Origin of the sequence: Enterovibrio nigricans DSM 22720 (assembly GCF_900167155.1) — a bacterium.
GTDB lineage: Bacteria > Pseudomonadota > Gammaproteobacteria > Enterobacterales > Vibrionaceae > Enterovibrio > Enterovibrio nigricans.
Window position 1 is genome coordinate 1 of sequence record NZ_FUXU01000011.1, and the last position, 23,197, is coordinate 23,197.

A 23,197-nucleotide genomic window follows, 5' to 3' on the forward strand; every position below is an offset into this window, starting at 1 on the left:
ATCTTGCTTAACAAACCGCCTGCATGCGCTTTACGCCCAGTAATTCCGATTAACGCTCGGACCCTCCGTATTACCGCGGCTGCTGGCACGGAGTTAGCCGGTCCTTCTTCTGCAGCTAACGTCAAATCACGCAGGTATTAACTACGTAACCTTCCTCACTGCTGAAAGTGCTTTACAACCCGAAGGCCTTCTTCACACACGCGGCATGGCTGCATCAGGCTTGCGCCCATTGTGCAATATTCCCCACTGCTGCCTCCCGTAGGAGTCTGGACCGTGTCTCAGTTCCAGTGTGGCTGATCATCCTCTCAAACCAGCTAGGGATCGTCGCCTTGGTGAGCCATTACCTCACCAACTAGCTAATCCCAACTGGGCCCATCCTGACGCGAGAAGCCCGAAGGTCCTCCTCTTTGGTCCGTAGACATCATGCGGTATTAGCAGTCGTTTCCAACTGTTATCCCCCACATCAGGGCAGGTTCCCAGCCATTACTCACCCGTCCGCCGCTCGTCATCTTCAAAAGCAAGTTTTTGAAATGTTACCGCTCGACTTGCATGTGTTAGGCCTGCCGCCAGCGTTCAATCTGAGCCATGATCAAACTCTTCAATTAGAATTTTGTTGTTACCCGAAAGTAACGCTCAATGAATACTGAATTACTTTTTTGCCCGTAGGCAAATCTGCATTGACTGTGTTTCTCATTGGTTTCCACTTTTAAAAAAATGAAAGCAAAACGGCTCGAGGCTGTTTTCCAATTCGATTGGGTCACTCAGTTCATTGATAAATCTTTTGTCTATCAAGTACGAGTGCCCACACAGATTGTATAGGTCAAATTGTTAAAGAACGTTCTCAGCCTTGCTGAGCGGAGTGAGATTTAAACTCAACTCTTTTTTCGAGTCAAGCACTTTCGTGCTCCTCGTGTTAGCTGCAAACTTTGCCGTGCCAACGAGGAGCGAATTATAGGGAGAGATTTTCAGTTGGCAATACTTTTTTTGTGAAAAAATCACTTTTTCCCTTAAAATACGCTCAAGCGTTCAAAAGTTCAAAAGTTCAGCAATTTGATATGGAAACGACCCTTTCGGGCCGTTTTTAACGTTGAAAACTGTATTAAGCCTTCTAACGGATTAACGCATTTTCAAGAACGCAGGCACATCTGCAACACTATCCAGGACAACTGTTGCTAATTTTTCGCCCTCTTCCGTCACCTCTTTACCAGTGCGAACGAGTACTTTCGTTAAAATGCCAGCAGCCTCTGCGGCGCGCATATCATCGGCTTTATCACCGATCATAACCGACTGGCTCATGTCGATACTCAAATGGTCTCGCGCAGAGAAGAACATTCCAGGCTTAGGTTTACGACAATCACAATCCTGCTTATATGTACCTTCACCATGTTCTGGGTGATGAGGGCAATAATAGATGCCATCAAAATCGACGCCTTTGTCTGCGAAGTTCCAATCCATCCATTCTGTCAGCGACAAGAAGTCATCTTCCGTGTAGTAACCGCGAGCGATACCCGATTGGTTGGTAACCAACACCAGTAAGTATCCCATCTCTTTTAATTCGCGACAGGCATCAAAGACACCTTCTACATATTCAAAATCATCAACCTTACTGATGTAACCGTGATCCACATTGATCACGCCATCTCTGTCGATAAATACCGCTGGTTTGGCCAAAGTGATGCCCTCATTAATCTCTACCCCGCGATTATGACACGCATTTGTACCCAAGCAACCTGAAGATACTAGGTACTTTCTTCATTCATCAAACGTCACCTTCCCGTGTTGGCGCACCTTTGTGATAGAGTCATTGCCAATTGCAAGAAAGAGTTTTCACAATGACCTATTCACTGACGCCCATAGGAAATATCCAGTCTCCTTATAAAGAGAAATTTGCCGTCCCTCGACAGCCAGGGCTGGTTCCTAGTGCGGTGGCTTCCATCGCACTATGTGATGAAGCCAATAACGAAGATGCCGTCAGAGGTATCGAGCAATTTTCTCATTTGTGGGTGCTGTTCTTGTTCGACCAAAACATTGAACAAGGTTGGACACCAACAGTTCGTCCCCCTCGACTCGGCGGTAATGAACGTATTGGCGTTTTTGCCAGTCGCGCAACATTTCGTCCCAATGGTATTGGTATGTCTGTCGTCCCCCTAAACGCTGTGCGAAAAGTCGGTTCACAGGTTTTTGTAGATATTGGCAGTTGCGATCTTGTCGATGGCACCCCCATCATCGATATTAAACCTTATATTCCGTATTCAGATTCGGTTTCTGATGCGCACGGTGGTTACGCATCTGATGCTCCATCTACATTGGACGTCATCTTTGACGACAATGCGCTTATAGCTCTGAGTCGAGATACTGAAGGTGAATACAAAAAACAGGTAATCGCCGAAGTGTTAGCGCAAGACCCGCGCCCTGCCTACAAGAAAGGGAAAGTAGATACCAAAGAATATGCAGTTCACCTGTTTAACTTTAATGTGAAGTTTACCGTTGATGAACCTGTAATCACTGTGACGTTGATAGAAGCCTTTGGCGAATAGTCATCTCGCTGGTAATATGACGCCATTATACCCTCCCTATTGTAATTTGATAAACGGATAGCTTAGATGCGTACCAGTAAATACCTTCTTTCTACACTGAAGGAAACGCCAAACGACGCAGAAGTAATCAGCCACCAGCTGATGCTACGCGCCGGTATGATCCGCAAACTGGCTTCAGGTCTATACACCTGGTTGCCTACCGGTTTGCGTGTTCTGCAAAAGGTTGAAAACATCGTTCGTCAGGAAATTAACAACGCAGGCGCGATTGAAATTCTGATGCCCGTGGTTCAGCCGTTTGAGCTATGGGAAGAGACCGGCCGCTCTGAAAAGATGGGTCCTGAGCTTCTTCGCTTCACTGACCGCCACGAGCGTCCGTTTGTTCTGAGCCCAACGGCAGAAGAAGTCGTTACTTCTCTTGTTCGTAACGAAGTGAACTCTTACAAACAACTGCCACTGAATCTTTATCAGATCCAGACTAAATTCCGTGACGAAGTCCGCCCTCGCTTTGGCGTAATGCGTGCACGCGAATTCTCGATGATGGATGCGTACAGCTTCGATATCGACAAAGAAGGTCTGCAAAAGTCATACGAAGCGATGCACGTAGCTTACTGTGCAGCGTTTGACCGTATGGGGTTGGACTACCGCCCTGTTCTCGCTGACACTGGCGCGATTGGTGGTTCGGCATCTCACGAGTTCCACGTACTGGCTAACAGCGGCGAAGACACCATTGCGTTCTCTACGGAGTCTGACTACGCAGCCAACGTAGAAATGGCTGAAGCGGTTGCGCCTGCTGGCGAGCGTGCTGCGCCAACTCAGGAAATGACGCTGGTAGACACACCAGACGCTAAGACTATCGCGCAATTGGTTGAGCAATTCGATCTGGCGATTGAAAAAACTGTTAAGACGCTGTTCGTGAAAGCGTCTGACGCAGTAGACGCTGATTTGGTTGCGCTTCTGGTTCGTGGTGACCACGAGCTGAACGAAATCAAAGCAGAGAAACTGCCACAGGTTGAAATCCCTCTGCAATTCGCAACTGAAGAAGAAATTCGCACAGTGGTAAATGCAGGTCCTGGTTCTCTAGGTCCAGTTAACTTGACGGTTCCGTTCATCGTTGACCGCAGCGTTGCAGCAATGAGTGATTTCGGCGCGGGCGCAAACATCGATGACAAACACTACTTCGGCATCAACTGGGGTCGCGACGTTGAGCTAGGCGAAGTCGCTGATATCCGTAACGTCGTTGAAGGTGACCCAAGCCCATGTGGTCAAGGTACCATTCTTCTGAAGCGCGGAATTGAAGTTGGCCATATCTTCCAGTTGGGTACTAATTACTCTGAGAAGATGAATTGTGGCGTACTAGGTACTGATGGCAAGAACGTTATCCTAGAAATGGGCTGCTACGGTATTGGTGTATCTCGTGTTGTTGCTGCGGCTGTCGAACAGAATCACGATGACAACGGTATCATCTGGCCAGACGCTATCGCACCATTCTCGGTTGCTATCGTTCCGATGAATATGCACAAGTCCGAGCGTGTTAAAGAAGCAGCTGAAAAATTGTATGCTGACCTGACCGCTGCGGGTATCGAAGTGTTGTTCGACGATCGTAAAGAGCGTCCTGGTGTCATGTTCTCTGACATGGAATTGATGGGTGTACCGCACACTGTCATCATTGGTGAACGCAGCATGGACAACGGCGTGTTTGAATACAAACACCGTCGAGACGGCGAAAAAATGCCAATTGAAATCGAGCAGATGGTCGAATTCGTCAAAGCCAAACTGGCCTAGTCATCATTCCAAGAAAAACGCCTCCGATTGGAGGCGTTTTTTTATGTCTGAATATTTTAGAAAAGGTAAAAGAAAACCTGGAGACTATAAAAAAGTAATGCAATTCCTTCCGTTTGTTTTCGACGTATAAAGTGCATCATCTGCACATTTAAAATAGTCTTCTACACGTAACGCGTTATCAATCGTGTCTATTAGTGTGGCACCAAAACTCATTGTTATATTGATATCGGCATTCTCATGTTTGAAAGGGTGAGACTCAATGGCTAAACGTATGCGATCAAGAACTCGCACGGCATTGTCCTTATCTTCAACGGCAAAGAGCAATAAAAACTCCTCCCCCCCTACTCGCCCTAAACGATCGTAAGGACGCAACTGTTGTGTCAGCAGGTTTCCCATCTCATTTAAAATAGCATCGCCTGCAGGGTGACCGTAATTGTCGTTGACCTGTTTAAACCAATCGATATCACACACAGTAAAACACAAACAGGACTTGGTTCTACCCGCGCGGGCGAAGTCCTCATTGATGCGTTCAAACACTGCTCGTCGATTCATTAACCCCGTTAACTCATCATATCGCGCTAACTTATCTAGCCGAGACATAGCGTTGGTCAGTCTGTTTTGAAGCTCTAGTGTACGCTTTCCTACTTCAACACGAGCGCGAAGAACTTGCGTATTGAAAGGCTTAGAGACGAAATCATTCGCGCCTTTGTTCAACCCTTCCGCAATGTGTTCAGCGCTGTCTCTGGCGGTACAAATGATGATGTAAGGCGGGTTGTCGGTATCAATTTCTCTTATTTTCTGACAAAGCTCGATACCGCTGTAACCTGGCATTTCCCAATCAAACAACAACAATGTTGGTGGCTCTTCTTGCATCATGACTTCCAGTGCCTGAACGCCATCATGAGCCACAATAGCGTGTACCCCCCATTTATTCAGGAGCACTTCCACCAGCTTGGCTGTTGCTTTGTCATCATCGGCAATTAACGCAGTAATCGGCACTGTCATCTTTCACTTAGAGCAAACTTCAATGAATAAAAATATAACACTTACTGTTCTACTCTATCGAGGGGATTGCGGTATGCCACTCGAGTTTTGGCTCTGAGTCACAATCAGAAGAGCAAAGAGGAAGAACCATTCGTCATATAAAACGTATCTCTCCAATCCTGACAACTTGGTTCATACTAAGAGATAGCTTTTAACCTATTGAGAGTAGGGACTTTACATGAGCAAATCGCCTCCTAACTCCAATGCGCCAATTAAGAAAACAGCGCTGTTACTGAGTGGAGGTGGAGCACGTGCAGCGTACCAAGTAGGCGTATTGAAGGCCATATCAGAATGGTACCCTCGCGTACATGCCAGCCCATTTACAATTTATTGTGGCACTTCTGCCGGCGCACTAAATGCAACATCTCTGGCCTGCCATACGTCATGTTTTTGTCTCGGCGTCAAAAAACTGACCTGGCTTTGGCAGAACCTCAGCACCCAAGATGTGTTTCAAAGCTCCCTGTCAGGTATCGCGCATCACCTCAGTAGGCAAGGGTTCGCCCGTTTGCAGGCGAACTATCACAGCGCACCGCCTTTCGGCCTGCTAGACAACAGGCCTCTACGACATCTATTGAGGCGTGTATTGAACTTCAATAAGATCGAACATCAGATTCTCTCTGGTCATCTGCACGGTCTCGCGGTGACCGCTTCCAACTATCAAACCAGTAAATCTGTTACCTTCTTTCAAGGTCAGCCTGAGATTCAACCTTGGACTCGCTCTCGTGCAATTGGCATAAAGAGTCAAATCACGACAGAACACCTTCTGGCGTCTTCTGCCATCCCGATAGTTTTCCCCGCTACTCAGATAGGGCACAGTTATTATGGCGATGGCTCTGTTCACCAGATAGCACCGTTGAGGCCTGCACTAAAACTCGGGGCTGAGAAAATTCTGATCATCGACCTAGCCCCTAAACAAGTTCCCGCTTCGACATCTACCCCTCACGCTCCCGGTTTGGCGACGCTGGGAGGCCATTTAATAGATGCTATTTTTGCTGACACCTTGTCCGCTGATTTGGAACACCTGGATAGAATGAATACCCTCGTTGACTCATTGGATAAAAAAGCAGCCGAGAAATTGGCACTGCGGCAAGTTGATGCCTTTCAAATATCCCCTTCATCTCCTTTCGAGCCCCTTGTAGAACGTTATTATTGCCACATGCCTATCGCAGTCAGAAGTTTGATGAAATTTTTAGGCATTAGTCCCATCGATGATGCTGCGATCACCAGTTATCTGTTGTTTGAACCGAAATATATCAACCACTTAATTGACATGGGATATGAAGACGCTCAGAATCTACGATCCGATTTAATCGGGTTTCTCGGTATCGAAAACTAAGACTGAACACTATCAAGCGGCTATCCATTCCATGATCTGGAACGTTACTTGCTTACTGGTTAAAGCATGGACAATCATGGTTATTGGTTTCTGAGGCAATATCGATGAGTACGCAACTGGAACAATTAAAAAATGCCGCGATTCAATCGCGTCGTGTTCCTTTAGGTGCGGATCAGCGGCTGATGGTGCTGCAGAAACTTCAAGGTAGACTGGAAATCGACCAGCTGTTTGAAGTTTTTATCCGAGAACTTAAAAAGCAAATCGACATCACCCGGTTGATTTGGGATCACGAAGATATTTCCCACATTGTCAGGCGTGGTGGAACGGCTGAGTATCGTCAAACGTTCTCGATTAAATTTGCTCAAACCCCCTCGGTATGTTGCAGTACAGCACACCATACAAACTGGATGATGACGAGATCAGTCTGATTCATACCTATCACCGTTTGTTAGCTGGCCCATTACGAAGCGCAATCGAATATAACCGTGTTCGTAATCTTGCCCTGCTTGATAACCTGACTAGCCTGAATAACCGAACCAGTTTTGAACAAGATCTACGCCAATCTATTGCACTGGCTGAACGCAAAGATCACGGTCTCATCTTGATGATTTTCGATATGGATAACTTCAAACAGGTTAATGACACCTATGGTCACCTTGACGGTGACAAAGTGCTACGCCGTTTTGCCATGCTACTAAAACAAGCCATTCGCGCTTCCGATAGATGTTATCGTCTCGGAGGCGATGAATTCGCAGTATTGCTCACACCTGCCACGCGAGAATCTGCACAACTGGTTAACGACCGATTAAAAACGCTAATCTGTGCAGACCAGCTTTTAACTTCCCATAACATTTCCAGTTCAGTCGGTTGTTCGGAGCACCGAGCCGGCGACAATGCTACTTCACTTTTTGAGCGCGCAGACCGCGGTATGTACCGCAATAAACATAAACGTCGATAACGCTGATCTTCTCTCGCTCAACGCTCCTTTTTAGGGGCTTTTTTGTTATATTGCTACCCGAATTTTTCAAGGAGTGACTATGAAAGTCTACGATTGTTGTGCGCTGATCCGTCAGCGATATGCAGAGATTGGCAGTGGCGACCAAGGGTATATCCCAAAAGCCATTACCTGTGCGATTAAAACACTGAACACCATTGCTTCTGATGAAACCGTCGGTCAAGAATTGCGCGAACAAGCAGCTTTTGCGGCAGCAAACCTGCTGATCAGTGACCACGAGGACGCGTAATGGATCTGAAAAACTTCGATGCCATGGATACCATTATGCTGATGAGCATTGTGAACATGAAGTTACGTGATGAATTTGACTCTCTAGAGTCTCTAAGCAAATTCTTTGACATAGATGCCGAAGCGTTAAAGAAAAAACTGGCTACGGCAGGCTTCGAGTATATGGCAGAACAAAATCAGTTCCGCTGAGATTGGCGTACAATAATGAAAACGGAAGCCAAGGCTTCCGTTTTCATTTGAGGCATATTTACAACAAGGGAGGTTATATCGACATCCAAATCACAGCAGCAACCAATGCAGGACAAACAAACTTCACATAGGCGGGCCAAACTTTCCAGAACAGCCCTTCTTCAATGTTGTCGTACCCTTGGCGCATCTCCTCCAATTGCTTATTACGCTTCCATACCCATCCACCATACAGACAGAAAAGCAACGCAGCTATAGGCTGTACATATTGTGTGGCAATGGTAGCGACTAAGCCAAACAGGTCACCAAAGTTAAATATAATCACCGCACTGAACATCGCAATAACACCACCAAGCCCCCAACTTGCCACCATACGTGATGTACCTTTGCGCTCATTCAGCAGGGCAACCGGGCACTCAAGCATAGAGATAGAAGATGTTAAAGCCGCGATGGTCATCAGGACAAAAAACACGAGTGCAACAAATACGCCAGCCAGACCTAAACCATCAAACAGCATTGGCAGCACATCAAACACCAGTGTAGATGAACTCAACAACGCGCCATTTTCATCATAAATTTGTACACCTTGCTGCATTGCCGCAAACATCGCAGGCATAATGACAAGGCCAGCTACAACCGCAACAGCGGTATCCACTAAGGTGACGTTTAACGCCATCTTTGGCAGGTTTTCTTTTCGGCTGAGGTAAGAGCCGTAAATCAGCATGGAGCACCCACCAATTGTCAGGGAGAAAAAACCTTGCCCCATGGCAGCCAAAATTAGATCACTGTCCATGATTTTTGAAAAATCAGGGATAAGGTAATGAGCAAGACCTTCGGTGGCACCTGGCAGAGTCATGACATAAACAAACATCACGCCAAAAAGGATAAATAGTGCTGGCATCAAACGCGTTGACCATTTTTCAATACCGTTTTTAACACCTGCTTGTACAATTAAGATGGTCAAAAGGTAAAAAATTGCCGCACCAAAAAGATTTCGCTCTACCGAAAAGCCTTTTAACCAATCAGATACCGTGGTTAGTCCAATCAAGTCTGCGCCAGCCGCCAACATAAAAGAAACCAACCAACCTCCTACAATGCTATAGAACGCCAAGACCAAACACGGCACCATCAATCCAATAAAACCGACCCCGCTTCCTAGCTTTTTCGTAAGCGGGGAACCACCCAACTTGCGCATGCTATCGATTGGGTTTGCTTGCCCATGACGACCGATCGCCATTTCAACAACCAACATGGGGTACGCCACAATCAGGATTAGCAGCAAATAAACCAGCAAGAACGCACCACCACCATTACTGGCAGCTTGTGTTGGAAAACCCCAAATATTGCCTAACCCGACAGCAGCCCCTGCGGCTGCAAGTACAAAACCAAGGCGGGAACTAAAATGCTCGCGTCCAGCGGCCATTGCGTTTACCTCTTACAATGCATCAGTGAACTAGTACATTAGTAAAAACCAAAATTTATAGCAATAGCAGATAATCTGTTCGAACAAAAAACGCACAGACAACATTTAAAACGTGTGATTAGACTCGATACAAACAAAAAAGCCACCGCGAAAAAGCAGTGGCTTTTAAAAAGAATGACGCGCGTTATTTCATGTTTGCGTAGTAAGCAGCCAGATTGGCCATATCTGTATCATTCAACATGGTGGCCTGAGGCTTCATGACCATTGCCTGCGCACTAGTGCGCTTGCCGTCTTTATATGCCTTCAGCGCAGAAACAATGTACTGCTCGTTTTGACCCGCTAGATTTGGGTATCCGGGAATAACCGCAATTCCATTTGCTCCATGACATGCTGCGCAGATTGCGGCTTTCGCTTTACCGGCTTCCGCATCACCTGCCGCAAACGAAGGTGCTGCCAGCGATATTGCCACCAAACTTAGAGGTATTAGTATTTTCATTGCTTCCTCGCTCTTTTACTTCCAGTTTGTATGATTGTTACACGTGATTTTTAATCACGCATCCAAGGCATGGCATTTATTCCAGATCAGCTCACATTCCTGCCCATCATACCCTTCACATACAAACAAACCTGCTACAGCAACAAGTTGCTCACCATAGAACAAAAGAGGGGTTCTGCGTCTCTCCCAAGTCGGCACGCGATATTCTTGGAAAAGCTTTTTCAATTTCCGTTTACCTTGTCGCCCGATGGGGTGTGCGAATAACCCCTCAGGATTAAATCGAACACTAACCATCTCACCTGTCTGAGGTGCACGAAGCATTTGTCCTGAACCTGAGCGAGTGCCGGATAGATTCATGTTTCCCAAGCCATCTGGCAATTGGCACGTTACGTCTAACGCTACCTGCGCCGACCAATCAGTAACATCTTTGCTCGGTCTGACTACATAAATAGCGTCGTCATGTCGGTGAACCCACCACTCTCCGATTTTGAGCTTAGGATTTGCATCAATCGCAGCATTGATAACCCCACTGAATAGCTCTTGTAGCTGCGCCAGTGATGGCACTGAAGCTGTTTGCTGTTTAAACCATCGACGCACAACGGCTGTTTTAATCGGCGCCTGCAAACTAGTTAATCGCTCAATCGACAGACTTCCGTTTTGATTGACGACTTTTTGGTCAAACTCTTGAAGCAAAACATCAAGCAACGCTTCTTGTTCTGCACATAATTGCGCCGTACGGTTTATCGCCTTATTGATTCCAGGCCATCTTTCTCTTGCTGAAGGTAGCCATTCATTCCTAATAAAATTACGGTCAAAACGGCTATCTCGATTACTTTCATCTTCAATCCAAGATAGACCTGCTTCATTTGCATAGTTTTCTATCTGTTCTCTTGTCGCCGTCAATAATGGCCGGAACAATTCAGCATGCCCGAGCTTTCGACATGCAGGCATCGACGCTAGCCCCGCAGGGCCACTCCCTCTTTTCAATGCAAGTAAAAAGGTTTCAGCCTGATCATCTGCATGCTGTGCTACCAAAATCAATGCATTATTTTCAACTTCCCCTAGAATCGCCGCGTACCTAGCCTCTCTTGCCGCTTTTTCAATGCTTTCGCCTTTATGCGCGAGCGTGACTCGAACACCTTTGAAGGGAATGCGGGCATCTGTCGCCCATGCCTCACACTGACACAACCATAAATCTGCATTGCTGCTCAAACCATGGTGGATATGAACGGCGAGATAATGGTGCTGAGGGTATTTATCGCGGTATATCGCGAGAAGCTCTAGCATCACGCGGGAATCCACCCCACCACTGAACGCCAATACTATCTGACGCGGTGAGGCCGTATAGGGACAAAGGGACTTTTCAAACAATGGGAACAGCATAAATGCCTCAAAGAAAGATCATCGACGACATGATAGCACCAGACATAAAAAAAGGGCCAAACAGGCCCTTTTTCTCAGTCGTACAACCTGTTAGCAGTAACCGTAGCTCAGCAATCGCTGATAACGGCGTTCACACAGATTTTCAGCGTCTAATTGCACCAGTTCTTCCAACTGCTTCACCAGCAACGCTTTAATACCTTCCGCGGTTTTCGCATAGTTACGGTGCGCTCCGCCCATTGGCTCTTCTACAATGTTATCAATTAAACCCAGCTCTTTCAGACGCGGAGCTGTCATACCCATCGCTTCCGCAGCTTGCGGGGCTTTATCAGAATCACGCCATAAGATTGATGCACAACCTTCCGGAGAAATGACAGAGTACGTAGAGTATTGCAGCATGTTGACGTAGTCGCCCACGCCGATTGCCAGCGCGCCACCAGAACCGCCTTCACCGACCACGTTGACAATCACAGGCACGGTCAGTCCTGACATTTCTTTCAGATTGCGTGCAATAGCTTCAGATTGACCACGCTCTTCTGCACCAACGCCAGGGTAAGCGCCCGCCGTATCAATAAAAGTGATGATCGGCATCTTGAAGCGCTCTGCCATTTTCATCAGACGCAGGGCCTTACGATAACCCTCAGGCTTTGGCATACCAAAGTTGCGTTCCACCTTTTCGCGCGTCTCTCGGCCTTTTTGATGGCCAATGATCATCACTGGGCGGCCATCAATACGCGCCATACCACCGACAATCGCTTTGTCATCAGCGTAAGCACGGTCACCCGCAAGTTCATCAAACTCGGTAAAAATAAGATCTGCATAGTCCAGTGTGTATGGACGACGTGGATGACGAGCAAGCTGAGCTACTTGCCATGCGCCCAGATCACTGAAGATTTTCTTCGTCAGCTCAACGCTTTTTGTCTCCAGTTGCTCGATTTCTTTATCAAGATTGACAGCCTCAGGACCATCACCGCGTTTTGATACGACGCGTAGGGCTTCAATTTTTGCTTCTAATTCAGCAATCGGCTGTTCAAATTCAAGGAAATTAAGACTCATAGAGAAAGAATCCTGTTTAGGTAATTAAATTGCCCCATCCCTCGGATGGGGCAAAGAGTATCAGTCAAATTCCAGCTCGACCTGTTTCTCGCCAAGCAGGTTTTTTAAATCATCAATCAGCTTATCGTCGGGCGTTATCCGCCATTCTGTTCCTAAGACCAGTTTCGCGCGCGCATCGTCACGCTGATAATAGAGGTTCACGGGAACAGTTCCTGCTCGGTGAGGCTCTAATATCTCGCTGAATTGTTCAAAAAATTTGTTATCAATTTGCCTGTCGGTCACAGAGATAGCAAGACCACGTAAGTACTTTTCGCGTGCTTGGGAGATATCAAGCACTTCTCGTGCCGACATTTTAAGACCGCCGTTAAAGTCATCAAAGCTGACCTGTCCAGAAACAACCAAAATTCGGTCTTTTTCGATAAGATCCAGATACTTTTCTAATGCATCTGAGAACAACATCACTTCCATACGGCCAGAACGGTCATCGAGTGTCAAAATACCGATACGTGTGCCGCGTTTGGTCGTCATCACTCGGGCGGCAATAACCAGACCCGCAACCGATGACACCACATCGCGTTTGGTTGCATGTGCATCTTCCAAACGCCACGTAATGTAATGCTTCAACTCTTTGGCATAGCTATTGATGGGGTGCCCTGTTAAATACAGCCCCAGCGTCTCTCTCTCACCTTCCAACCACACTTTATCAGGCCACGGTGGCACATTTGCGTACTTGTGTTCTACTTCTTCTGGTGCGTCTGTCAATACACCAAACATATCTGCCTGACCAAACGCTTCTGCCTGATGATGTTGGCTGGCAGATTTAATGGCATTGTCCAGTGATGCCATCATGGCAGCCCTATGCGGCCCCAATCTATCTAGCGCACCGGATTGAATCAATTTTTCAATCACGCGCTTGTTTACTTTTTTAGTATCAATACGTGCACAAAAATCGAAGAGATCACGGAAATAACCGCCTTCTTCACGTGCTTTAATGATATTTTCAATCGGTGCTTCACCCACACCTTTGATCGCGCCAATACCGTAAACAATTTCGCCTTTTTCATTGACGTTAAATCGATACAGTCCCGCATTCACATCCGGTGGTAGCATGGTGAGTTTCATGCGACGACACTCTTCGACAAGACCAACGATTTTGTCAGTGTTGTCCATATCCGCTGTCATTACCGCAGCCATGAATTCTGCTGGATAGTGCGTTTTGAGCCAAAGTGTTTGATAAGATACCAAGGCATACGCTGCTGAGTGCGATTTGTTAAAACCGTAACCAGCGAACTTTTCAACCAAGTCGAAAATCTTCATCGCCAACTCGCCGTCGACGCCGTTATTTACCGCACCGCTCTCAAACGTTTCGCGCTGCTTGGCCATCTCTTCCGGCTTTTTCTTACCCATCGCACGGCGAAGCATGTCAGCCCCACCCAGGGTGTAGCCAGACAATACCTGCGCGATCTGCATGACCTGCTCTTGGTACAGGATGATGCCATACGTCGGTTCAAGAATTTCTTTCAGTGATTCGTGCTGCCATTTTTCATCTGGATAAGAGACAGCCTCACGACCACGTTTACGGTCGATAAAGTTATCTACCATCCCTGACTGAAGAGGCCCAGGTCGGAACAAAGCAACAAGTGCGATCATATCTTCAAAGCAGTCAGGTTGCAGACGCTTAATAAGATCTTTCATGCCGCGAGATTCTAGCTGGAAGACCGCTGTCGTTTCGTAGTTTTGCAACAATTGAAACGATGCCAGATCGTCCATTGGGATCGCTTCGATAACAACGGGATCGATACCTTCTTTCTCAAGACGAGGGTTAATCATCTTAAGTGCCCAGTCGATAATCGTTAGCGTGCGCAAGCCCAAGAAATCGAACTTAACCAAGCCGGCCGTTTCAACGTCATTCTTATCAAACTGTGTTACTGGAAAATGACCTTCGCTGTCACAATACAGTGGCGCAAAGTCAGTGATGGTTGTCGGTGAAATAACGACACCACCCGCGTGTTTACCCGCGTTACGCGTACACCCTTCCAGGATACGGCACATATCAATCAGTTCACGAACGTCTTCATCCGCTTCGTATGTCTCACTCAATTGAGGCTCAACATCGAACGCTTTCGCAAGGGTCATTCCCGGATCTGGCGGCACCATTTTCGAAATACGGTCAACAAAGCCGTATGGATGACCAAGAACACGGCCAACATCTCGGATAACCGCTTTCGCTGCCATAGTACCGAAGGTAATGATCTGAGAAACCGCATCACGACCATACATTTCGGCTACGTGATCGATAACCTTATCACGCTTATCCATACAAAAGTCGACGTCGAAGTCGGGCATGGATACACGTTCAGGGTTAAGGAAACGTTCAAACAGCAGGTCAAATTCCAACGGATCCAAATCGGTGATTTTCAATGCATAAGCAACCAGTGAGCCGGCACCCGAACCACGCCCCGGACCAACTGGAATATCGTTATCTTTTGACCATTGGATAAATTCCATCACGATAAGGAAGTAACCCGGAAACCCCATTTGGTTGATAACGCCCAGTTCAATATCAAGGCGTTCATCGTATTCAGGGCGTCGCGATGCGCGAACTTCTGGATCTGGAAATAAAAACGCTAACCGCTGCTCCAAACCTTCTTTTGATTTTTTCACCAAGAAATCGCCAATTTCCATCCCTTCGGTAGGAAAGTTTGGCAGGAAGTATTCATTTAAACGGACAGTAACGTTACAACGCTTGGCAATTTCTACTGTGTTAGCCAGTGCCTCTGGAATGTCATGGAATAGCTCACACATTTCATCTTCCGTACGAAGGTACTGCTGTGAGCTATAATTTTTTGGTCGACGCGGATCAACCAATGTGTAGCCATCATGAATCGCAACGCGAATTTCATGGGCGTCAAACTGATCGGGCGTAATAAAACACACTTCGTTGGTTGCAATGACTGGAAGATCATTTTCCGCGGCAAAGTCCAGCGCGAAATGCAGATAAGCTTCTTCATCAGGACGGCCTGTGCGTGTTAATTCGACATAATAGGCATCAGGGAAGTGCGTTTGATAAAACGCTGCGCATTGTTTAGCTAGGCCCATATTGCCTTTCAGCAAAGACTTACCTAAGTCGCCTCTGCGACCTCCCGATAAGATAATCAACCCGTCTTTAAGTTCCTCAAGCCACGCTTGATCAATAACAGGTTGATGCTGAACATGTCCACGAAGGTAAGCTTTTGAAATCAGCAACGTGAGGTTTTTGTACCCCGTATTGTTTGCTGCCAGCACAGTCAACTGACAAAGATCATCGCCAAAGGTTTCAGACTGCACTTTAAAATCTGCGCCAATGATAGGCTTCACACCACAACCTTGTGCTGTGTTATAGAATTTCACCAAACCACATAAATTCGTAAAATCTGTCAATGCTATCGCAGGCATGCCCATTTCAGCGACTTTTTTAACCAAAGACGGCACTTTCGACAGGCCGTCGACCATCGAATAGTCACTGTGAACGCGAAGGTGGATATAGCGTGGATCTGACATAGAACTCGTACGTTACTGGTTTAAGGAAAGAAATCATTGAGGGGACGATATATGTCCCCTCTAAATATTATGCAAGGCCTAGGGCTTTTTTGACAGGTTTAAAGCTCTTCCGATAACCTTCAATCGCACCGTGTTGCTCCAATGCCTCAAAGTGCGCTTTGGTTGGGTACCCTTTGTGCTTGGCAAAGCCATATTGCGGATATTCCTTGTCCAATGCTTCCATCTCGCGATCTCGTACCACTTTGGCAAGAATTGACGCCGCACTGATTTCAGCAACTCGAAGGTCACCTTTTACGATTGCCTGAGCTGGCACATTTATGCCCGCAGGAACACGGTTGCCGTCGATCAACACATAATTTGGCGCGATCGGAAGGCCATTTACCGCACGTTCCATCGCAAGCATTGTCGCAGCGAGGATATTGAGTTCATCAATCTCCTCAGGCTCGGCACGACCTAATGACCAGGCCAGTGCCTTCTCTTTAATTTGGTCAAACAATACGTTGCGTTTTTTGTCTGTCAGTTTTTTTGAGTCCGTCAGCCCTTCAATGGGATTATTAGGATCGAGAATAACCGCAGCAGTAACCACTGCCCCAATCAGAGGGCCACGCCCTACTTCATCAACCCCTGCGATTAAGGTCGCATCCGGATATTCAAACGGTTCGAAGTCCATCAATTAACGTCCAATCAAATTCAATACAGCTCGCGCTGAAGATGCATCTGCGTCACAGCGGATCACTTCATGCAATCGAGTAAATTCGCTCATCAGAGCGTCATTGTCACCATCAAGGTATTTGGAAACATCTTCCGCTAACTGTTCTGGCGTACATGCTTCTTGAAGCCTTTCTGGCACCAACTCTCGACCCGCCAAAATATTAGGTAAAGAAACGAATTCGGTTTTCAACATACGCTTTGCCAGCCAAGCTGTAATGGCGTTGACCTTGTAGCCCACCACCATTGGGCGTTTAACTAACATGCATTCCAATGCCACAGTGCCAGACGCTAGCAATACGGCGTCAGCTGCCGTGATCACGTTGCGCGCAGTATCATTGACAAGAATGAAATCGAGCTCGGGTGCCGTCTCCTGCCACGCTTGCTCAAACTGAGCACGACGCTTTTCATTTACCAGAGCTACAGCAAAGCCCACATCAGGGTATGTTTCTTTGAGTCGCTTACAGGTTTCAATGAAAACAGGAGCAAGCAATTTCATTTCACCGCCTCGGCTGCCCGGCAACACGGCAAGGTAACGCTTGTCTGCCTCAAGACCCAGCAATGCTTTTGCCGCTACTTTGTCGCTCACCAGAGGGATATCATCCGCCATGGTGTGTCCCACAAACTCGCAAGGCACAGAGAATTTGTCATAGAAGGCTTTTTCGAATGGCAGAAGTGCCAAAACAAGGTTAGTCGCTTCAGCAATGCCAAATATTCTTTTCTGACGCCACGCCCAAACACTTGGACTCACGTAATGCACGGTTTTAATACCGTTGGTTTTGAGCGATTTTTCTAGGCGAAGATTAAAATCTGGCGCATCAATACCGACAAAAACATCAGGAGGGTTTGATATAAAGTACTCGACGAGCTCACGCTTAACCTTCAACAAGCGAGGTAAGCGGCCTAGAACTTCAACAATACCCATTACCGCCAGTTCTTCCATATCAAAGAGAGCTTCGCAGCCTAATGCTTTCATGCGGGGACCGCCGATCCCGACAAACTCTGCATCAGGGTATTGTTCTTTCACGGCCTTGATAAAACCGGCACCTAAAATATCGCCGGAGATTTCCCCGGCGACAATTCCTATTCGAAGTGGCTTAGCCATTAGCGAATAATGCCTCGCGTTGAGTTTTCAAAGAACTCAACAAACAAGTCTAGAGCAGGCTCGTCTTTTGCCGACGCCACAATAGTTTTCTTCGCTTCTTCCAGCGTTTTACCTGAACGATACAGTTCTTTATAAACGCTTCGGATCGCTTTTATTGCGCTCTTTTCAAAGCCGCGACGTTTTAAGCCTTCCACGTTGATACCAAACGGTGCACAGTGGTTGCCTTGTGCCATCACATACGGAGGCACGTCTTGTACCACAATGGAACCACCACCCAACATGCTATGGCTACCAATCACACAGAATTGGTGAATTGCTGTCATACCGCCAACGATCGCTTGGTTTCCTACTTTCACATGGCCAGCAAGCGTGGCATTGTTAGCAAAGATACAACGGTCCCCAATGACACAATCGTGCGCAACGTGCGCGTTCACCATAAACAGGTTGTCGTTACCCACTTGAGTTACGCCTTTGTCCTGTACGGTTCCGCGGTGCATGGTGACGCTCTCACGAATCGTGTTACGGTCACCGATGATTAACGTTGTCGGCTCATCCGCGTACTTCAGGTCCTGACACTCTTCACCAATAGAAGCGAATTGGAAGATTTTGTTATCACAACCAATCTTGGTTGGACCTTTGATAACGACGTGAGTCTTTACCTCTGTTCCTTCACCGATCTCTACACCTGTACCGATAAAAGAAAAAGCACCAATTTTCACATTGGCACCTAAAGTCACCCCGTTTTCTACAACAGCAGTAGGATGAATTTGAGCAGATTCATGGATCACGATTAGAACTCTCTTCTGGCACACTTCAGGTCAGCAGAACACACTACCTTACCATCAACTTTAGCTACACCCGTAAATGCTGCAATGCCGCGACGCTCTTTAATGAATTCAACTTCCAGCACCATTTGGTCACCAGGGGTGACTGGCGCACGGAATTTGGCATTATCAATGCTCGCAAAGTAGTACAGTTCATTTTCAGCAGGATCGCCAAACGTTTTAAACGCCAGTAAACCTGTTGCTTGCGCCATGGCTTCAAGGATCAACACACCAGGGAAAATTGGCAGTTGCGGGAAGTGACCTGTGAATTGAGGCTCGTTCACTGACACGTTTTTGATAGCATGAAGGTATTTACCTTCTTCATAATCAGTAACACGGTCAATCAGCAAAAAAGGATAACGGTGTGGCAGCAGGTCTCTAATTTCGTTAATAGTTAAAATTTTGTTTTCGCGACTCAAGGTAATATTCCCGTATGAAAAGCTTATTATTTGTCGTTGATAACGCAAAATGGCCTACACTGCAGACCACGGTCAAACTGAGGACAACTCAATACGCCGTGTGCCACCAGAGTAGGCCATCAGAAACAGGGAGTTACTCGCTGTCTTCTAGCTGTTTTTCAACGGCTTTCAATCGTTTGTGCATGTCTTCGATCTTCATAACGCGCGCCGCAGTTTTGCGCCACTCTCTATTCGTTTGAAGAGGGATCCCCGAAGAATACATACCGGGCTCGGTGATAGGACGCATCACCATTGCCATACCGGTGATAGTAACGCCATCTGTGATTTCCATATGGCCGTTAAAGACACTCGCACCACCAATAATACAGTGTTTGCCGACTTTAAGGCTGCCCGCCATAACGGTTGCGCCAGCGATGGCGGTATTTTCACCGATCTGCACATTATGCGCGATTTGACACTGATTGTCGATTATCACGCCGTCAGAGATGATGGTGTCATCCAATGCGCCACGGTCGATTGTTGTGCACGCGCCGATCTCAACACGGTCACCAATCACAACGGTACCGACCTGCGGGATCTTCACCCAACGGCCTTTGTCATTGGCATAACCAAAACCGTCAGAGCCGATTACCGTCCCTGATTGTATCAAGCAAGAGTCGCCGATTCGCACATTGTGATAAATGCTCACATTCGCCCACAGACGTGTATTTGCGCCCAGCACGGCATTTTTACCAACGAAACAACCCGCACCAACTTGTACGTTGTCGCCCAATGTTACACCGTCTTCTATTACCGCATTGTGACCAACGGAAACGCCCGCGCCCAATGTTGCTGTTGATGACACATAAGCACTCGGAGCGATCTCCGTCGCACATGCTGGTGTGGTGTCCAATAACTGCGCGGCCAATGCATAACCTAAATAAGGGTCACGCAAGACCAACGCATTACCATTGCAATAAGCGAGGTCGGCTTCCTTGACCATCACTGCACCCGCCTTGCACTCGGCAAGGTGTTTACGGTATTTACTGCTAGACAGAAAGGTCAACTGACCTTCCACTGCCTTGTCCATTCCCGCAATTGAACTGATTGTGACGTTACCATCACCGTGCAATTCTGCACCCAGTTTTTCCGCTAAATCAGCGAGAGTAATAGAAGCCATTTTCTACCTTATTTTACTGCTTTAAGTACTTTCTCAGAAATATCGTCTTTCGGGCTCGCATAATGCACAACCTGACGTTCTAATACCATGCTGTAGCCTTCCTTCTTCGCTACAGACTCGATGGCTTTTTGGATTCTTTCCGCCAATTTACGTTGCTCTTCAGCACCACGCTTGCGCTCATCTTCACGCAGGTTCGCCACTTCAAGCTTGTATTCTGAATCCATCGACTGCAGGTTACGCTGCAATTTAACGCGCTCGTCCTCACTCATGAGTTCGCCGTTGCGCTTAAGCTTGTCGAGGTCCATCTTCATTTTTGTTTCAAGTCGTTCGATTTTAGCAATGCGATCTTTAAACTCAACACGCAGCTTTTCTTGCACGTTACTTTGCTTCGCCAATTGCGCCATCAGAGGACCTGTCGCAACGTATCCAATTTTTTGCGCTGCTTCTGCAGCATGAGCAAACATACTTGAGGTAACGAGCACAAGGCCTAGGCCTGCCGCTTTGATAAATGGTTTCAAATTTTTCTCCTAATATTCAAAATCAGAACGTACGGCCAATGGTAAAGGTGAAGAACTCCTCGTCATCACCCTCAAAACTCTTAATTGGTTTGGCAACAGAAAACACCAATGGTCCCATTGGAGAACGCCACTGTAGTGCCGCACCATACGACGCGCGATAGTTTGAAGGATCGCTGTAATCATAGATGTATTCTTGGCCACTGATGACGCGAGCATCATCAAGGTCATATTCGGTATCCCAAACGGAAGCCGCATCAACAAATACGCTGGTACGAATAGAGTTTCTCACATCAGCAGACACGAACGGTGTTGGGAAAATCAACTCAACACTCGCCAATGCGGTTGCGTTACCACCCACAGAGTCATTACTTCCGACCAAGTCAGGGTTATTACCTGCACCTTGATCATATACCGCTTTTGGACCGGCTGTGTTAGAGCGGAAACCACGCAATGTGGAAAAACCACCGGCGTAGAAATTCTCATAGAATGGCAATAAGTAATCGTCTTCACCATTACTACCATAACCGTTTCCGTAGCCTAAACGCCCACGGAGCAACACTGAAAAGTCATGTGATTCGGTCAATGGAATATACTGACGCGCATCGTACTGAAGTTTAAAGTACTGCGCATCCGAACCAGGTACTGTCATGCTGAAAGAAGCACGTTGATAGTTACCTGCTGTCGGGAAGAAGCCTCGGTTCAGGTTGTTACGTGTCCAACTCGCTGACCAATCGAAGTCATCCACTTCTAGGCCACCGTTTTCTGTCACGTTATCACCCATCGAATCCAAGAACTTCTCGATTTGATAGTAGCCACCCAAGTTCTCGATTTGACGGTGTGTATAGCCAAGGGAAAAATCGAAATAGTTCAGCTCATCAAATGGGAAACCCCACGTCAAACTTGTGCCGTAGCTTTTATCGGTGTAGTCAACGATGTTCGCGTCTGACGCTTCAAATTCGTTATAAAATATCTTGCCGCCCAGACTAATGCCATCCAACGTCCAGTACGGGTCACGATAGTCCAATGTCAGGTTTTTTTGGTAACTGTTAATCATCGCATTAATACCAAAGCGGTTACCTGTACCAGCAAAGTTATCTTGCTGAATACCCGCTTGGAAACTGATGCCTGATTCCGTTCCGTAACCCACACCAAAATTAACGCTGCCTGAGTTGGTTTCTTTTACCACATATTCAACATCAACTTGGTCATCGGTGCCTGGCACGCGTGTTGTGCGAACATCTACCGTTTCAAAGTAACCCAAGCGGTTAAGACGCTCTTTACTGGTTTCTACCGATTTGGCATTTAACCAAGAGCCTTCCATCTGACGCATTTCACGCCGCAAAACTTCGTCTCGGGTTGTTTGGTTGCCGGAAAACTTAATATTTCGGACATAAACGCGCTTACCCGGATCGACACTGACATTCAATGCAACCGTTTTTGCGTCATCATTGAACTCAGGGATAGTGGTAACTTGCGGATAAGCATAACCTTGTACCCCTAAGCTTTTCTTGATGGCGTCTTCCAGCGCAGTAACACGTTCACCGTTGTAAACTTCGCCGTCCTTAAACGTCACCAAACTCTCGTACTGCTGACTGTCTTCGCCGCCACGGAAAATAACATCAGAAACCGTATAAGGTTCGCCCTCGTCAATGTTTAAGGTGATATACACACCTTTCTTATCAGGGGAGATAGAAACGTTTGTCGACTCGACACGAAACTTAAGGTAACCGCGATTGAGATAGAAAGACCGCAGCGCTTCAAGATCACCTGCTAGCGCCTGCTTTTGGTACTTTTCATTCGCGAGGAAATTCCACCAAGGCACATTAGCACGAAGCGCGAAATTTGATTTTAGCTCGTCATCAGAAAAGACCGTGTTGCCAATGAAGTTGATTTGCTGAATGGTCGCAGATACGCCCTCAGTAAATACAAACTTCACATCCGCACGGTTACGAGGTAGCGGTGTGATAATGGTATTAACCAGCGCGTTGTATTTACCTACGCTGTAATAGAAATCCTCCAAGCCCTGTTCAATGTTGGACAGTTTGGTGCGATCAAGTGCTTCACCTACACGCAATCCTGACGCTGACAGGTTTTCTCCAAGCATTTCTTCTTTAATGGCGCTATTGCCAGAGAATGAAATGCTCGCAATGGTAGGACGTTCAATCACTTTGACGACCAGTTCATCACCATCACGGAATACGCGAACGTTTTCGAAGTTACCTGTAGAGAATAGGGACTTGATAATTTCCGAAACATCTTTGTCGCTAATGCTGTCGCCAACGCGAACAGGCATAGCGAGAAGTGCAGCACCTAAGCTGACACGCTGTAGGCCCTCAAATTGAATGTCATCTACTACGAACGGAGCCGCCGTAACAGAGCCGGAGAATAAGAGTGAGGCCAGTAAAAGTTTTTTCATCGCCATTGTTGCTCTGACTTTTCCT

19 protein-coding genes, 1 rRNA gene and 1 pseudogene are annotated in these 23,197 nt (G+C 47.0%); 6 read left to right on the forward strand and 15 right to left on the reverse strand.

Features of this window, described 5'->3' with window-relative positions:
• Positions 1-605 (reverse strand): 16S ribosomal RNA (locus B5D35_RS06235); the annotation flags it as partial.
• A 511-nt stretch (positions 606-1,116) separates the two neighbouring features.
• The gene (gene gmhB / locus B5D35_RS06240; protein ID WP_078751736.1) at positions 1,117-1,671 is read right to left on the reverse strand and encodes a D-glycero-beta-D-manno-heptose 1,7-bisphosphate 7-phosphatase; all 555 of its coding nucleotides are present in this window, start codon (positions 1,669-1,671) and stop codon (positions 1,117-1,119) included.
• A 161-nt stretch (positions 1,672-1,832) separates the two neighbouring features.
• Here gmhB and tsaA point away from each other — a divergent pair, with 161 nt between their 5' ends.
• Together tsaA and B5D35_RS06250 are read left to right on the forward strand one after the other, a co-directional pair.
• Positions 1,833-2,537, forward strand: coding sequence for a tRNA (N6-threonylcarbamoyladenosine(37)-N6)-methyltransferase TrmO (tsaA, locus tag B5D35_RS06245; protein WP_078751737.1), 705 nt, complete (start codon positions 1,833-1,835; stop codon positions 2,535-2,537).
• A 66-nt stretch (positions 2,538-2,603) separates the two neighbouring features.
• Complete coding sequence (locus tag B5D35_RS06250) at positions 2,604-4,319, forward strand: proline--tRNA ligase (protein WP_078751738.1); 1,716 nt, start codon at positions 2,604-2,606, stop codon at positions 4,317-4,319.
• A gap of 84 nt (positions 4,320-4,403) precedes the next feature.
• Here the strand turns inward: B5D35_RS06250 and B5D35_RS06255 are convergent, their stop codons facing one another.
• Positions 4,404-5,324, reverse strand: a complete 921-nt coding sequence (locus B5D35_RS06255; RefSeq protein ID WP_078751739.1) for a GGDEF domain-containing response regulator — start codon at positions 5,322-5,324, stop codon at positions 4,404-4,406.
• Positions 5,325-5,541: 217 nt separating this feature from the next.
• On the opposite strand from B5D35_RS06255, the gene B5D35_RS06260 reads away from it, so the two are divergent.
• The 4 genes and pseudogenes from B5D35_RS06260 to B5D35_RS06275 all read left to right on the forward strand — a co-directional run bounded on the left by B5D35_RS06260 (position 5,542) and on the right by B5D35_RS06275 (position 8,131).
• Positions 5,542-6,699, forward strand: a complete 1,158-nt coding sequence (locus B5D35_RS06260) for a patatin-like phospholipase family protein (protein WP_078751740.1) — start codon at positions 5,542-5,544, stop codon at positions 6,697-6,699.
• 104 nt (positions 6,700-6,803) lie between these two features.
• Positions 6,804-7,657 (forward strand): annotated as a pseudogene (locus B5D35_RS06265) (GGDEF domain-containing protein).
• A gap of 79 nt (positions 7,658-7,736) precedes the next feature.
• On the forward strand, positions 7,737-7,943 hold the full coding sequence (locus tag B5D35_RS06270) for a YaeP family protein (protein WP_078751741.1): 207 nt from the start codon (positions 7,737-7,739) through the stop codon (positions 7,941-7,943).
• Positions 7,943-8,131, forward strand: a complete 189-nt coding sequence (locus tag B5D35_RS06275) for a DUF4250 domain-containing protein (RefSeq protein WP_078751742.1) — start codon at positions 7,943-7,945, stop codon at positions 8,129-8,131. The genes B5D35_RS06270 and B5D35_RS06275 overlap by 1 nt, the downstream gene beginning before the upstream one ends.
• Before the next feature lie 73 nt (positions 8,132-8,204).
• Here B5D35_RS06275 and B5D35_RS06280 read toward each other — a convergent pair whose 3' ends face one another.
• The 12 genes from B5D35_RS06280 to bamA form a co-directional block, all read right to left on the reverse strand.
• Complete coding sequence (locus B5D35_RS06280; protein WP_078751743.1) at positions 8,205-9,551, reverse strand: sodium-dependent transporter; 1,347 nt, start codon at positions 9,549-9,551, stop codon at positions 8,205-8,207.
• A gap of 184 nt (positions 9,552-9,735) precedes the next feature.
• A complete protein-coding gene (locus tag B5D35_RS06285) occupies positions 9,736-10,047 on the reverse strand; it encodes a c-type cytochrome (RefSeq protein WP_078751744.1) in 312 nt (103 codons plus the stop codon).
• A 54-nt stretch (positions 10,048-10,101) separates the two neighbouring features.
• On the reverse strand, positions 10,102-11,430 hold the full coding sequence (tilS, locus tag B5D35_RS06290) for a tRNA lysidine(34) synthetase TilS (RefSeq protein ID WP_078751745.1): 1,329 nt from the start codon (positions 11,428-11,430) through the stop codon (positions 10,102-10,104).
• Positions 11,431-11,520: 90 nt separating this feature from the next.
• Positions 11,521-12,483 carry an acetyl-CoA carboxylase carboxyl transferase subunit alpha gene (gene accA / locus B5D35_RS06295; protein WP_078751746.1) on the reverse strand — a complete coding sequence of 321 codons (963 nt, stop codon included), beginning with the start codon at positions 12,481-12,483 and terminating at the stop codon, positions 11,521-11,523.
• Positions 12,484-12,543: 60 nt separating this feature from the next.
• Positions 12,544-16,023, reverse strand: a complete 3,480-nt coding sequence (dnaE, locus tag B5D35_RS06300; RefSeq protein ID WP_078751747.1) for a DNA polymerase III subunit alpha — start codon at positions 16,021-16,023, stop codon at positions 12,544-12,546.
• 67 nt (positions 16,024-16,090) lie between these two features.
• Positions 16,091-16,693: a ribonuclease HII gene (gene rnhB, locus B5D35_RS24530; protein WP_139367726.1), complete on the reverse strand. Its 603-nt coding sequence runs from the start codon at positions 16,691-16,693 to the stop codon at positions 16,091-16,093.
• A gap of 3 nt (positions 16,694-16,696) precedes the next feature.
• On the reverse strand, positions 16,697-17,836 hold the full coding sequence (gene lpxB, locus B5D35_RS06305; RefSeq protein ID WP_139367727.1) for a lipid-A-disaccharide synthase: 1,140 nt from the start codon (positions 17,834-17,836) through the stop codon (positions 16,697-16,699).
• Positions 17,836-18,624, reverse strand: a complete 789-nt coding sequence (lpxA, locus tag B5D35_RS06310; protein ID WP_078751748.1) for an acyl-ACP--UDP-N-acetylglucosamine O-acyltransferase — start codon at positions 18,622-18,624, stop codon at positions 17,836-17,838. The genes lpxB and lpxA overlap by 1 nt, the downstream gene beginning before the upstream one ends.
• Positions 18,625-18,626: 2 nt before the next feature.
• Positions 18,627-19,079, reverse strand: a complete 453-nt coding sequence (gene fabZ / locus B5D35_RS06315; RefSeq protein WP_078751749.1) for a 3-hydroxyacyl-ACP dehydratase FabZ — start codon at positions 19,077-19,079, stop codon at positions 18,627-18,629.
• Between the two features lie 133 nt (positions 19,080-19,212).
• Positions 19,213-20,238, reverse strand: a complete 1,026-nt coding sequence (gene lpxD, locus B5D35_RS06320) for a UDP-3-O-(3-hydroxymyristoyl)glucosamine N-acyltransferase (protein ID WP_078751750.1) — start codon at positions 20,236-20,238, stop codon at positions 19,213-19,215.
• 8 nt (positions 20,239-20,246) lie between these two features.
• Complete coding sequence (locus B5D35_RS06325) at positions 20,247-20,756, reverse strand: OmpH/Skp family outer membrane protein (protein WP_078751751.1); 510 nt, start codon at positions 20,754-20,756, stop codon at positions 20,247-20,249.
• A 22-nt stretch (positions 20,757-20,778) separates the two neighbouring features.
• Positions 20,779-23,178, reverse strand: coding sequence for an outer membrane protein assembly factor BamA (gene bamA / locus B5D35_RS06330; protein ID WP_078751752.1), 2,400 nt, complete (start codon positions 23,176-23,178; stop codon positions 20,779-20,781).
• Positions 23,179-23,197 lie beyond the last annotated feature (19 nt).

Coding starts and splice junctions, on each gene's coding strand:
- B5D35_RS06270 (WP_078751741.1), top strand. CDS start 7,737: ATGAAAGTCTACGATTGTTGTGCGCTGATCCGTCAGCGATATGCAGAG.
- rnhB (WP_139367726.1), bottom strand. CDS start 16,693: ATGGACTTCGAACCGTTTGAATATCCGGATGCGACCTTAATCGCAGGG.
- lpxB (WP_139367727.1), bottom strand. CDS start 17,836: ATGGCTAAGCCACTTCGAATAGGAATTGTCGCCGGGGAAATCTCCGGC.
- B5D35_RS06260 (WP_078751740.1), top strand. CDS start 5,542: ATGAGCAAATCGCCTCCTAACTCCAATGCGCCAATTAAGAAAACAGCG.
- lpxD (WP_078751750.1), bottom strand. CDS start 20,238: ATGGCTTCTATTACTCTCGCTGATTTAGCGGAAAAACTGGGTGCAGAA.
- B5D35_RS06285 (WP_078751744.1), bottom strand. CDS start 10,047: ATGAAAATACTAATACCTCTAAGTTTGGTGGCAATATCGCTGGCAGCA.
- bamA (WP_078751752.1), bottom strand. CDS start 23,178: ATGGCGATGAAAAAACTTTTACTGGCCTCACTCTTATTCTCCGGCTCT.
- tilS (WP_078751745.1), bottom strand. CDS start 11,430: ATGCTGTTCCCATTGTTTGAAAAGTCCCTTTGTCCCTATACGGCCTCA.
- B5D35_RS06250 (WP_078751738.1), top strand. CDS start 2,604: ATGCGTACCAGTAAATACCTTCTTTCTACACTGAAGGAAACGCCAAAC.
- tsaA (WP_078751737.1), top strand. CDS start 1,833: ATGACCTATTCACTGACGCCCATAGGAAATATCCAGTCTCCTTATAAA.
- B5D35_RS06255 (WP_078751739.1), bottom strand. CDS start 5,324: ATGACAGTGCCGATTACTGCGTTAATTGCCGATGATGACAAAGCAACA.
- dnaE (WP_078751747.1), bottom strand. CDS start 16,023: ATGTCAGATCCACGCTATATCCACCTTCGCGTTCACAGTGACTATTCG.
- B5D35_RS06275 (WP_078751742.1), top strand. CDS start 7,943: ATGGATCTGAAAAACTTCGATGCCATGGATACCATTATGCTGATGAGC.
- accA (WP_078751746.1), bottom strand. CDS start 12,483: ATGAGTCTTAATTTCCTTGAATTTGAACAGCCGATTGCTGAATTAGAA.
- B5D35_RS06280 (WP_078751743.1), bottom strand. CDS start 9,551: ATGGCCGCTGGACGCGAGCATTTTAGTTCCCGCCTTGGTTTTGTACTT.